The sequence below is a fragment of the Variovorax sp. KBW07 genome (assembly GCF_003852515.1).
GTDB lineage: Bacteria > Pseudomonadota > Gammaproteobacteria > Burkholderiales > Burkholderiaceae_C > Variovorax.
The window spans coordinates 86,815-97,106 of the sequence record NZ_QAJK01000058.1; the positions used below are offsets into that span (position 1 = coordinate 86,815).

A 10,292-nucleotide genomic window follows, 5' to 3' on the forward strand; every position below is an offset into this window, starting at 1 on the left:
TTGAAAGATGCCACTGCGTACGGGGAAAAAACTCACCGCGAGAACAGCGGGTGAGCGTGGTTGCGATGTGGTCCGAGCCTCACGCCTGACGGCGCTGCAACGCTCCTCGGAACGGCGCATTGTAGACGGGGCGCAAGGCCGAGCCAACCCGGGGGGTTTGGGCCGGCATTTGTCAGCCTCAGCGTTGAAGACACCTCTTTTTACGATTTTCCCTGGTTCGGTTCAGGAGCCAGCCGGCTCGCTGCCGGGCCCATCGCAAAAAGAAGAGGGCTCAACATGAGGATGACGAGATATCTCGCGGGTTGTGGACTGGCCGCCTTGCTGGCGGCCTGTGGGGGAGGCGGAGGTGGCGGTGCCCCCAGCGGCGGGCTCCCGCTGTCCGGCGGCGGCAATGCACCGCCGCAAGCGGAAGTGGCGGTTGCGGCCACGATGAGCAACAAGACGCTGGCCGGCGCCGACGTGCGCAGCGGCAGCTACCGCGTCTACGCGGCCAACGGCACGCAGCAGGCGTTGTCGGTCGACTTCGACACCGGCAGCTACACCATGACCGACAACCTCGGCGTGGCGGAATCCGGCAGCTTCAGCGAAGACTTCACCGAACCGGGCACCTACGTCTTTGCCAGCAGCCGCGTTACGGCGGTGGCGAACACCGCGCGCTTCCGCGTGGCGGCCGATGCCATCGTCGGTGCGTTCCCATTCCAGACGGCGTATTCGAGCCCTGCCGCGTACGCGGTGCAGCCCTTCGTGGCCGCACGCAGCTTCCTGACCACGGCGGCGCAACTGGACGGCACCTACAACCGCTTCGGTGTCACGCGCAGTCCCGGTGGGCCGGATTCGCAGATGCTCGCCATGCGCATTTCGGGCGGCGGCACGTTGCTGGAGTTCTGCTTCGACAACGCGATCTACAAGATCGACCTCTGCCCCGCCGCTTCCAAACGAACCTACACGGTCGCGGCTGGAACCGACGACGCCTGGGTCGCGACGAACACCGCCAACGCAAACGAAACCGCGAACTTCCGCATGGCGCGCATCGGCGGCCAGAACGTCTACCTGAGCGCGGGCCTGAGCACCACGCCGGCGGTTCAGTTCCTGCGGATCGCCCTGCCCGAATCGCCGAACTGGCCCACCACGCGCGGTCTGGGCGCATCGACCGAGGGCAGTTGGGGCAGCAACCTCATCGACACCGCGAACTCGGTGCGAACGGCCACCAACCCGGATGGCAGCTACGGCATCCTGGCGCTTTCGGTGGGCGGCACCTTCTCGTCGCAGCCCGAAGGTATCCGTCTGGTCAACGCCAGCGGAACGCGCAAGTACTACGCGATGCAGAACGGCTTGCTGTCGGTGGTGGTCGGCACGCGCAATCCGAACACGCAGGGTTACGTCCAGATCAACCTGATCGACACCGGCACCGCCCCCGATGCGCGCAACGGCCGCTACAAGGTCTACGCGGCCAACGGCTCGCGGCAGACGCTGGCGCTGAACATGGACAGCCTGCGCTACGAGATGACCGACGACACCGGCGCCACCGCATCGGGCAGCTTCACCGCCGACAGTGCCGAGGCAGGCAGCTTCGTGTTCGACAGCAGCCGCATTGCCAGCCCGGTGAACACCGCGCGCTTCCGGCTGGCGGCCGACACGGTCGTCGGCGCGTTCCCGTTCGCGGTGGCGCAGGTCACGCCGGCCAGCTACGCGGTGCGGCCGTTCGTCGCTTCGCGTGCACTGGTCAAGGCGCAGGCCGAGCTCGATGGCGTCTACAACCGCCTGGGCATCAACCTGACGGCCGCGAGCGCCGACTCGTCGATCACGCAGATCCAGGTCGCCAACGGCGGCACCACGCTCTACCTGTGCAACGACAGCGTGGTGTACCGCATCGACAACTGCCCCGCGGCGTCGGTGCGGACATACGCCGTGTCGGCCGGGCCGACCGTCGACACCTGGCACATCGTGAACGTGGCCAACCCGGCGGACAACGGCAACTTCGGCATCGCGCGCATCGGCGGGGACAACGTGTACCTCTCGGCCGGCATCGTGCCCTCGACGCCCACCACCTCGGTGTTCCGCATCGGCCTGCCGGAGCGCGCGACATGGCCCGGCATCGCCGCACGCGGCGGTGCCACCAACGGCAGCTGGGGCGGCACATCCATCGGCGCCGCCGGCTATGCGCGAACGCAGGTGCTGCCCGATGGCACGGCGGCCACACGCAGCGCCACGCTGGTCACGATGGGCCTGAACGGTCCGGTCAACATGCGCCTGGCCTCGTTCAGCGGCCCTGAAATGCACTTCGCGAGCCAGGGCAGCAAGGTCTTCGCGATGGTCGGCTCGCGCAACCCCGCCACCGGCGGCGCGCTCGAGATCGGCCTGATCGACTGACGCTTTCGCTTGCCAACAAAAGGCTGCATGCCGCGTCGCGCGGCGTGCAGCTTTTTTTATTTCACGCCTGCTCATTGCCAGCTAACTCAGCGGCCGGCACGTTTTGCCGCGGCGGCGTACATTGACTTCACACCCACCCTGAAAGCCTCCATGCCGCTTCTGCCCAGCACCTCCAAGGCCTTGCTCGCCACCACCGCCGCCCTGTGGCTGAGCGCCGCCGTGCTGCCGACCTCGGCATTTGCCCAGGCCTCCGAATCCGTCCGCATCCGCGGCACCCTGGTGCGCGTCGATGCCCACACCCTGGTCGTGCAGGACCGTGGCGGCGAAGTCGTCAGCCTGGCGCGCCCGGCCGACATGGCGGTATCGGAGGTCTACCGCATCAGGCTGTCCGACATCAGGCAGGGCAGCTTCATCGGCACCGCCGCCATGCCGCAGGCCGACGGCACGCAGAAGGCGCTCGAAGTGGTGGTGTTCCCCGAGGCCGCGCGCGGCACCGGCGAAGGCCATCGCCCCTGGGACCTGCTGCCGCAAAGCACCATGACCAACGCCACCGTGGCCGACCTGGCCGCGGCACCGAAATCGGTGCGCGGCGGGCAGCAGTTGCGCCTGACCTACAAGGGCGGCGAGCAGACCGTGATCGTGCCGCCCGACGTGCCGGTGGTCACCTTCCGCCCCGGCACCGAGGCCCTGCTGGTGCCCGGTGCCAAGGTGCTGGTGAATGCGCAGGAAAAGAACGGCACGCCCACGGCGCTGCGTGTCACGGCCGGCCGCAACGGCTTCGCACCGCCGATGTAGGCGAATTACCCAAGGGAAATCCCGCAGGCATTTTTGTCGCTGCGGTGACCTCGCCCGCGCCGGTGCGGCGTATCGTGGCGAAGGACTTTTGCCGTCCGGCCGGTCCTTGCCATCCATCCGTTCACCCGCACAGGAGATACCGCACCATGGCCACAGCCAAGAAAGCCGCCGCCAAGAAGACCACTGCCAGCAGCAACAGCAGCAGTAGCAAGGCCGCGGCCCCGAGCGCCGCCGACATGCTCAACCCGCTGAAGAACCTCAAGGGCATGACCGACCGCCTGCAGGAACTCAACCTGACCGGCGGTGCGGGCAAGCTGCTCGAAAGCGGCCGCAAGGACCTGCAGGCGCTGATGCAAGCCAACGAAAAGTCTTACCAGGGCCTGCAGACCGTGGTGCAGCGGCAGACCGAAATGATCAAGAGCGCCATCACCGAATGGCAGGCGGCCGCCAAGGAAATGCCCGGCAAGGACGCCAAGGCCAACCTCGCCAAGCTCGACGAGCTCGGCCGGCAGTCGTTCCAGCGGGCCATCGACGACATCAAGGAACTGGCCAACCTTGCCGCCAAGTCGCAGGCCGATGCCTTCGACGTGGTGCGCCAGCGCATCCAGTCCAACGTGGACGAAGTCACCAAGCTGCTGCAGCGCAAGTAAGTAAGCAAGCCAGCAGTGCCATGACCGCAGTCCCGCACAACATCGAACACCGCACGCGCGCCAACGGCATCGAAATCGCGTGGGACAGCTTCGGCGACCCAAGCGCACCGCCGCTCCTGTTGATCATGGGCCTGGGCGCCCAGATGGTGGCGTGGGACGACGCGTTCTGCGCCCGCCTGGCCGAAGCGGGCGGGTATCGCGTCATTCGCTTCGACAACCGAGACATCGGCCACTCGACCTACCTGCCGCAGCTCGGCGTGCCCGACATCCAGGCGCTGATGCTGCAGGCCATGGCGGGCAAGCCGCTGCAGGCGCCCTACACGCTGCGCGACATGGCCAACGACTGCATCGGCCTGCTCGACGCACTGAAGATCGAGCGCGCGCACATCGTCGGCGCCTCGATGGGCGGTGCCATCGGGCAGGAGCTGGCCATTCACCATCCGCAGCGGATGCACTCGTTCACCAGCATCATGTCGACCACCGGCAGCCCCGGCCTGCCGCCACCCACGCCCGAGGCGATGGCGGTGCTGTTCTCGCCCTCGCCCACCACCTTCGAGGCCTACCTGCCGCACCACGCCAAGGTGTGGCGCGTGCTGCGCGGGCCCGATGCCTTTCCGCTGGACGAGGCACGCGATGCCGAGCGCGCGCAGCTCACCTTCCTGCGCGGGCTCAACCCCGGCGGCGTGGCGCGCCAACTGGCCGCCATCTTCGCGTCGGGCAACCGCAAGCCAGCGCTGCGCGACGTGCGCGTGCCCACGCTGGTGATCCATGGCGATGTCGACCCGCTGGTGCCCGTGGCCTGCGGTGTCGACGTGGCCGATGCCATTCCGGACGCGCAGCTGCTGCGCATTCCGCGCATGGGCCACGCGCTGCCGATCCCGATGTGGCCGCAGATCGTCGGCGCCATTGCGGCGCACACCGCGCACGCGGCACAGCACCGCGATCACTGACGACGAGGTTTTTTTCATGCCCCAGTCTTCGCCCCTCGACCCGATGGCCATGTGGCGCGAGCTCACAGCCCAGTGGGAGAAAAGCACCAACGAGTTCGCCAACGAGACCATGGCCTCGGACCCGTTCCGCCAGGGCATGCATGGCGGCATGAACGCCTCGCTGACGGCACAGAAGGCGCTCGGCGACCTGATGGCGCGCTACCTCACGCTGCTGAACCTGCCGACGCGCGCCGACATCCAGGCGCTGGGCGAGCAGTTGCAGCGCATCGACGACCACCTGGCGAACATCAGCCGCGCGATGGAAGGCGGCGGGCGCGGCAGCCCGGCGGCCAGTGCGATGGCCGGGGCACCTGTTGCACCTCTCGCACCTCGCCGGACGAAACAACCACCCGGCGCGACACGCTCCGCCACGCCAGCAAAAGCGGCCGCAGCCCCTGCGCCGAAGCGCCCCGCCGGAAAGCGCACCAGATGATTTCTCCCGCCGATCTCGCCCTGCCCGACATCGGCGCCGAAATCGAGCGCGCGATCCAGCGCAACATCAAGGGCCTCGACTTCCTGACCTCGGCCGCGCCCGCCATGGGGCAGACGGCCAGGGACGAAATCCACCGCCGCGGCACGCTCAGCCTGTACCACTACCGCCCGCTGGTCGACGAGATCTACCGCGTGCCGCTGCTGATCGTCATGGCGACCACCAACCGCGGCTACATCCTCGACCTCGCGCCGGGCCAGAGCATGGTCGAGCACCTGCTGCTGCAGGGCTACGACGTCTACATGATGGACTGGAACGCGCCGCGCCCGCAGGAAAAGCACCTGCGCATCGACGACTACGTGCTCGACTTCATTTCCGATTCGGTGCGGCGCGTGCAAGAGCGCTCGGGCGAGGAAGACGTCACGCTCGTCGGCTACTGCATGGGCGGCGTGCTCTCGACGCTCTACGCGGCGCTGCACCCCGACGGGCCGATAAAGAACCTCGCGCTCTTCACCACACCCATCGACTTCAGCCGCATGAAGCTCTTCCATGCGTGGTCCGACCGGCGCTATTTCGACGTCGACCGGCTGATCGACACCGTGGGCAACGTGCCGCCCGAAATGCTGTTCGCCTCCTTCGACATGCTGCGCCCTGCGGGCCGCGGCGCCGGCATGGTGCAGCTGTGGGACAACATGGCCAACGACGAATTCGTCAAGTCGTATCGCATGTTCGACCGCTGGGGCGCCGAGATGCTGCCGCTGGCCGGCGAGTACTTCCGCCAGACCGTGAAAGAGCTCATGTGGGACAACAAGCTCTTCAAGAACGAACTGGTTCTTGGTGGCCGCAAGGTGCTGCTGAAGAACATCAAGGTGCCGGTGCTGCATGCGCTGGCGCAGCACGACCACATCGTGCCGTACGAGGCCGGCCAGCCGCTCGTTGCCAACATCGGCTCCGCCGACAAGGAAGAGATCGTGCTCAAGGGCGGCCACGTCAGCCTGGCCGCGGGCGCCAATGCGGTGCGCAGGCTGTGGCCCAAACTCGACGAATGGCTTGGAGTGCGATCGACATGACCATCACCGCGGTTTCCGACTCTTTCTCGCGCACCTATCCGCGCACCGTGACCACCAGCGAAGGCAACATCGTCCTGCGCCTGATGGCCGCGGACGACGCCCCCGCCGTGCTGGCCTTTGCGCAGGCGCTGCCCGCGCACGACCTGCTCTTCTTGCCGCGCGACATCACGCAGCCCAAGGTGATGGGCGCCTGGGTGCGCGCCATCGAACGCGGCGACATCGACAGCCTGCTGGCCGTGCGCGGCGATGCGGTGCTCGCCTGCGCGGCCGTGATTCGCGATCCGCACTCGTGGTCCAGCCACGTGGCCGAGCTGCGCGTGCTGGCCGCCCCCGAGCTGCGCGGCAGCGGCCTGGGCCACCGGCTCGCGCGGGAGGTCTGCGCACTGGCCATCGAACGCGGCGCGGAAAAACTCGTCGCCCGCATGACCGTCGACCAGCGCGGCGCCATCGCCGTCTTCCAGGCCCTGGGCTTCCGCCCCGAGGCGCTGCTGGCCCGGCACGTGAAAGACCGGCAAGGCGTGACGCACGATCTGGTGGTGCTCAGCCACGACGTGGCCCGCTTCGAGGCGCAGATGCGGGCGTACGGGATGACGGAGGCGTTTTAGGGCCTCGGGAGAGCCGGGAACGGGGCGGGAACGACTCGTTGCGGGCGGCCTTCTAAAATCGCGGCATTCCCCCGCCAGATTGCCCACCTTGTCTTTTGTCTCAGAAACCCGCCGCCGTCGCACCTTCGCGATCATTTCCCACCCTGACGCCGGCAAGACCACGCTGACCGAAAAGCTGCTGCTTTTCTCCGGCGCGATCCAGATTGCCGGCTCGGTGAAGGCGCGCAAGGCCTCGCGCCACGCCACCTCCGACTGGATGGAAATCGAAAAGCAGCGCGGCATTTCGGTGGCCTCGTCGGTCATGCAGATGCTGTACCGCGACCACGTCATCAACCTGCTCGACACGCCCGGCCACAAGGACTTCTCGGAAGACACCTACCGCGTGCTCACGGCCGTCGACTCGGCGCTGATGGTGATCGACGCGGCCAACGGCGTGGAAGCGCAGACGCGCCGGCTGATCGAGGTCTGCCGCCAGCGCGACACGCCCATCATCACCTTCGTCAACAAGATGGACCGCGAAGTGCGCGAGCCGCTGGACATCCTCGACGAAGTGGAGCGCGAGCTCGGCATGCCCTGCGTGCCCATGACCTGGCCCGTGGGCCAGGGCAAGACCTTCCGCGGGATCATGAACCTGCGCACTCAGACGATGACGGTGTTCGAGTCGGGCAGCGAGCGGCTGCCGCACGACTTCGAGACCATCGCGCTGAGCGAACGCGACACGCTGACCAAGCGCTTCGGCGCCGATTTCGAAGCCGCCATGGACAGCATGGAGCTGGCCACGGGCGCCTCCCCCACCTGGGACCGCGAAGCCTTCCTGGCCGGCAAGCAGACGCCGGTGTTCTTTGGCTCGGGCGTGAACAACTTCGGCGTGATGGAAGTGCTCGACGCACTGGTCGACCTGGCACCTTCGCCGCAGTCGCGCACCAGCACCACGATGGTCAACCGCCAGCCCGTGGTGAAGGAGATCCAGCCCGAGGACAAGGACTTCGCGGGCGTGGTCTTCAAGGTGCAGGCCAACATGGACGCCAACCACCGCGACCGCATCGCCTTCGTGCGCATGGCCTCGGGCAAGTACACACCGGGCATGAAGCTGAAGGTGCAGCGCACGTCGAAAGAACTGCGCCCCACCAGCGTCGTGACCTTCATGAGCCAGCGCCGGGAAGCGGTCGAAGAGGCTTATGCGGGCGACATCGTGGGCTTTACCACCCACGGCGGCGTGCAGCTGGGCGACACCATCACTGACGGCGCGAGCCTGCAGTTCACCGGGTTGCCCTTTTTCGCACCCGAGCTGTTCATGACGGTGATTTTGAAGAACCCGCTGCGCACCAAGCAGCTGCAGCAGGGCCTGGCCCAACTGGGCGAAGAAGGCGCCATCCAGGTGTTCCGCCCCGAAGTCGGCGGCCCGATGCTGCTGGGCGCCGTCGGCCAGTTGCAGTTCGAAGTGGTGCAGCACCGCCTGAAGGCCGAGTACGACGCCGACGTGCGGCTCGAAGGCTGCCAGTACACGGGCGCGCGCTGGATCACGGCCGACACCCCGGCCGAGCTGCGCGAGTTCGTCAACGCGTACCCGGTGCGCATGGCCAAGGACGCGGCCGACACGCTGGCCTTTTTGTGCACTTCGCCGTACGACGTGCGGCTGGCGCAGGAGCGCTTTCCGAAGATCCACTTCCATCCGCTGCGCGAGCACGCGGGGCTGGCGCTGCAGAGCGCGGGATAAAGAGACGCAAAAAACATGGAAACCTACATCCAGGTGTCTGGCGAAGGCCAGTTGATCGAAACGGTGTTCGAGCAACGGGCGGCGCTGACGCTGACCGTCAAGGCGTCGAAGGCCGAGGTGGCGATGTCGGAGGCCACCAGCCTGCGCAACGCCACGATCCGCACGCTGAAGGATGCAGGTTTGACGCCCGAAGAAATCAGCGAAGGCGGGCGCGAAGCGTGGCAACCGTGGTTCCGCAAGCGCAACAGCGTCGGGCAGGAAGCCTCGCACCGCGTGCTGGTCAGCTGCCGCGAAACGCGTCGCCTGTACCTGGCGCTCGATGCGCTGCAGCCGCTGTTCGAGAACGCCCGCTACACGCTGGCCGTCGATATGCAACAGCCCCGCTTCGAAGCGCCGGAAGGCGCGGAAGCCGCGGCTCAGGTGGCGGCCGTGCAACAGGCGCGAGCCAAGGCCCAGGCCATCGCCCGGGAAGCCGGCGCCACGCTGGGCGCTGTCGCGCAGATCGAAGAACTGGGCTCGCAAGCAGAAAACTCGGGCGCGTATGGCGACCACACCTGGGGCTTCGCCGCTGCTGCGTCGATGTCGCCGGGTGGCGGTGCAGCCGATGAGTTCGAAGAGCTGGGCGGCGCCACGCGCAAGCGCACGCTTCGCTACCGGGTCCGCTTCCTGATCGGCTGACGCCGACGACGGTGGTGGCTCAACTGCCCGTCGACGCGTAGCGCCGCAACCCCAGCCGCCACACGCCGAAAGAAGCGGCCAGGAACACGAAGCCCGCGAGCGGCGACACCATGCCCACCCATTCGGGCGCGCCCAACGGGTCGGGCTTTCCAAGAATCGTCAAAGCCGGGTAATAGGCCACGCACGCCAGCGGCACGCCGAAGGTGAGCACGCAGCGGAACCAGCGCGCATACAGCGCCAGCGGATACTGCGCGGCCTGCACGCCACCATAGGTGAGCACGTTGGCAATCTCCAGGCTCTCGACGGTCCAGAAGGCCAGCGTGCCCTGCAACACCAGGATGCCGAGGAACAGCGCGATACCGCCGGCGAGGGCGAACAGCGCGACGGCAACCGCTGTCGGCGTCCATGCGATGCCCGCGTGGTACGTGGCGAAGACCAGAACGCCCAGGCCCTGCAGCAGCCGGCCGGCGCGGCTGATGCGGAAGTCGTGCCCCATGAGCTGCAGCGCAAGCGGACGTGGGCGCAGCAGCAGGCGGTCGAAGGCGCCGGTGCGCAAGAATTCGGTACCGAGCACGTCGAAGCCGCGGCCCAATGCGTCGGCGATGGCGAACATGCAGTTCACCAGTCCGTAGAACAGCGCGACTTCGCCGATGCCCCAGCCCTGCACGTCACCGAAGCGATGGAACAGCGCCCAGATGGCTATCACCTCGATGCCGTTGCCCAGGAACTGGCCCAGGGTCAGCATCAGGGCCGAAGCCGGATATCGCGCCTGGCCGCCGATGGATGCGCCTACCAGGCGGAAGAAGAGAGGCAGTGCGCCCATGTCAGTGGTTCCTGCGCTGGTTGTGCTGCGAATTGCTTGTGTTTTGGCGCTGCTGTTCTTCGGGGCGCAGTTGTCCGGGGCGCGTGCGACTGACACCACCACCGCCTTCGCCATCCGCGACATCAACGCCGACAACTACCGCACCTGCCGCAACTGGCAGCGCTG

Annotated in this window: 10 protein-coding genes and 1 riboswitch; of the genes, 9 read left to right on the top strand and 1 reads right to left on the bottom strand. The window is 67.4% G+C overall.

The window, feature by feature from the left end; all coding sequences use genetic code 11:
• Positions 1-45: 45 nt before the first annotated feature.
• Positions 46-114, bottom strand: a riboswitch (S-adenosyl-L-homocysteine riboswitch).
• A 162-nt stretch (positions 115-276) separates the two neighbouring features.
• The 9 genes from DBV14_RS13645 to DBV14_RS13685 all read left to right on the top strand — a co-directional run bounded on the left by DBV14_RS13645 (position 277) and on the right by DBV14_RS13685 (position 9,304).
• Complete coding sequence (locus DBV14_RS13645) at positions 277-2,370, top strand: hypothetical protein (RefSeq protein ID WP_124459706.1); 2,094 nt, start codon at positions 277-279, stop codon at positions 2,368-2,370.
• 150 nt (positions 2,371-2,520) lie between these two features.
• Entirely contained in the window at positions 2,521-3,165 is a 645-nt protein-coding gene (locus DBV14_RS13650) for a hypothetical protein (RefSeq protein WP_124459707.1), read from the top strand.
• A 146-nt stretch (positions 3,166-3,311) separates the two neighbouring features.
• Positions 3,312-3,815 carry a TIGR01841 family phasin gene (phaP, locus tag DBV14_RS13655; protein ID WP_124459708.1) on the top strand — a complete coding sequence of 168 codons (504 nt, stop codon included), beginning with the start codon at positions 3,312-3,314 and terminating at the stop codon, positions 3,813-3,815.
• Between the two features lie 20 nt (positions 3,816-3,835).
• A complete protein-coding gene (locus DBV14_RS13660; protein WP_124459709.1) occupies positions 3,836-4,765 on the top strand; it encodes an alpha/beta fold hydrolase in 930 nt (309 codons plus the stop codon).
• Positions 4,766-4,781: 16 nt separating this feature from the next.
• A complete protein-coding gene (locus tag DBV14_RS13665; RefSeq protein ID WP_124459710.1) occupies positions 4,782-5,237 on the top strand; it encodes a hypothetical protein in 456 nt (151 codons plus the stop codon).
• On the top strand, positions 5,234-6,304 hold the full coding sequence (locus tag DBV14_RS13670) for an alpha/beta fold hydrolase (protein WP_124459711.1): 1,071 nt from the start codon (positions 5,234-5,236) through the stop codon (positions 6,302-6,304). Before DBV14_RS13665 ends, DBV14_RS13670 begins: the two co-directional genes overlap by 4 nt.
• Positions 6,301-6,909: a GNAT family N-acetyltransferase gene (locus tag DBV14_RS13675; protein ID WP_124459712.1), complete on the top strand. Its 609-nt coding sequence runs from the start codon at positions 6,301-6,303 to the stop codon at positions 6,907-6,909. The genes DBV14_RS13670 and DBV14_RS13675 overlap by 4 nt, the downstream gene beginning before the upstream one ends.
• A gap of 88 nt (positions 6,910-6,997) precedes the next feature.
• The gene (locus tag DBV14_RS13680; RefSeq protein WP_124459713.1) at positions 6,998-8,626 is read left to right on the top strand and encodes a peptide chain release factor 3; all 1,629 of its coding nucleotides are present in this window, start codon (positions 6,998-7,000) and stop codon (positions 8,624-8,626) included.
• A gap of 15 nt (positions 8,627-8,641) precedes the next feature.
• Positions 8,642-9,304: an SIMPL domain-containing protein gene (locus DBV14_RS13685; protein ID WP_124459714.1), complete on the top strand. Its 663-nt coding sequence runs from the start codon at positions 8,642-8,644 to the stop codon at positions 9,302-9,304.
• A gap of 19 nt (positions 9,305-9,323) precedes the next feature.
• Here the strand turns inward: DBV14_RS13685 and DBV14_RS13690 are convergent, their stop codons facing one another.
• The gene (locus DBV14_RS13690; protein ID WP_124459715.1) at positions 9,324-10,127 is read right to left on the bottom strand and encodes an ABC transporter permease; all 804 of its coding nucleotides are present in this window, start codon (positions 10,125-10,127) and stop codon (positions 9,324-9,326) included.
• Positions 10,128-10,292 lie beyond the last annotated feature (165 nt).